This is a genomic window from Thauera phenylacetica B4P (assembly GCF_000310225.1).
In the GTDB taxonomy this organism is placed as follows: domain Bacteria; phylum Pseudomonadota; class Gammaproteobacteria; order Burkholderiales; family Rhodocyclaceae; genus Thauera; species Thauera phenylacetica.
In genome coordinates, this window is sequence record NZ_AMXF01000462.1 from 1 (window position 1) to 1,306 (window position 1,306).

Annotated in this window: 2 protein-coding genes; one reads left to right on the forward strand and one right to left on the reverse strand. The window is 74.3% G+C overall.

Translation table 11 applies throughout. The annotated features are described in order from the left end of the window. Positions 1-28: 28 nt before the first annotated feature. On the reverse strand, positions 29-595 hold the full coding sequence (locus tag C667_RS23025) for a DUF2796 domain-containing protein (protein ID WP_004389020.1): 567 nt from the start codon (positions 593-595) through the stop codon (positions 29-31). 178 nt (positions 596-773) lie between these two features. On the opposite strand from C667_RS23025, the gene C667_RS23030 reads away from it, so the two are divergent. After that, a complete protein-coding gene (locus tag C667_RS23030; protein WP_004389022.1) occupies positions 774-1,232 on the forward strand; it encodes a Fur family transcriptional regulator in 459 nt (152 codons plus the stop codon). Positions 1,233-1,306: the final 74 nt, after the last annotated feature.

Consider the following 1,306-nt stretch of genomic DNA (forward strand, 5'->3'; position numbering starts at 1 on the left):
GGCGCAGGGTCGGCGCGCCCTGCTGCGCTCACAGCGCGAGCGCGGCCGCGTCCGGGGTGAGCACGCCCGCCCCCTGGCCGCGCGGGGTGGCGAACTCGGCGCGCACGCGCTGCAGGCGCGGGAAGTGCCCGAAGGCGCGCAGCTCGACCTGGCGCAGTGCCTCGGGGTGGGCGCACTCGAAGCCGTAGCTCACCACCATGTCCTCGTGGTCGCCGCGGGTCGGCTGGGCATGATCGTGCGCGTGGCGGTGGTCGTGATTGCGCCCGCTCTGCGGCCAGGGCGATTCGATCCCCACCTCGCGGATCGCGCAGCCGGCCGCGGCGCTGAAGGCGAACATCGCCTCGCCGTCGAGCAGGCGGCGCTCGGCGTCGGCGAGCGCGCCGCGTTGTGCCTCGTTCGCCGGCGCGTGCTCGAAGCCGACGAGGTTGTCGAGCGGCGAGATCAGCTCGATCTGCAGCATGCGGCCCTCCAGCGCCAGGGTCAGGTCGGCGACGCCGTGCTCGTGTGCGCCATGCGCATACTGCGCCAGCGCGGCGGCGGGGACGACGAGGGCGAGGAGGCCGGAGAGGAGGGAGAGATGAAGGCGGGTCGGCATGATCGTGGGTCGTATGGGGGAACGAGTCGGGACGGGTGAGGAGCGGGAGCGCGTGGGGCGCGCCGAAAGCCGCGCAGCGCGGGCCACACGAATCTAATGCTACAATGTTGCATCAAAAGCGGCGTCGCCGCCACAAGCGCGATCTTTCCGCCAGACCCCTCACACAACAGGCTTTCGCATGCCCCCGCACGAGCACCCTGCCGCCGCCGACTCCGCCCGCGAGCTCATCGCCGCGCACGGGGGTCGCGTCACGCGCACGCGGGTGGCGGTGATCGAGGCCTTGCAGCGCAGCGCGCACCCGCTCTCGCACGACGAGATCGGCGCCACGCTCGACGGCGCGGGCATCGGCCACGACCGCGTCACGCTCTACCGCGCGCTCGACTGGCTGGTCGAACAGGGCATCGCGCAGCGCATCGCCGGGGGCGAGCGCGCGTGGCGCTTCGAGATCCGCCGCGACGGCGACCACCGCCACGCCCACTTCCACTGCGAGCGTTGCGGACAGATCGTCTGCCTGGAGGACGTGCCCGCCGCCGCCCCGACGCTGCCCGCCGGCTTCGCGGTCGCGCGCGCGGAGCTGGTGCTGCATGGCGCGTGCGCCGATTGCGGCCGCGCGGGCGTCGAGGGGAAGGAAGGATGAGGCGCGCCGCCACCGCCTACCGCCCGCTTGGGCAGCCCGCGCCGACTCGTCCGGCGGGCTCGGGCCCGCGGCCC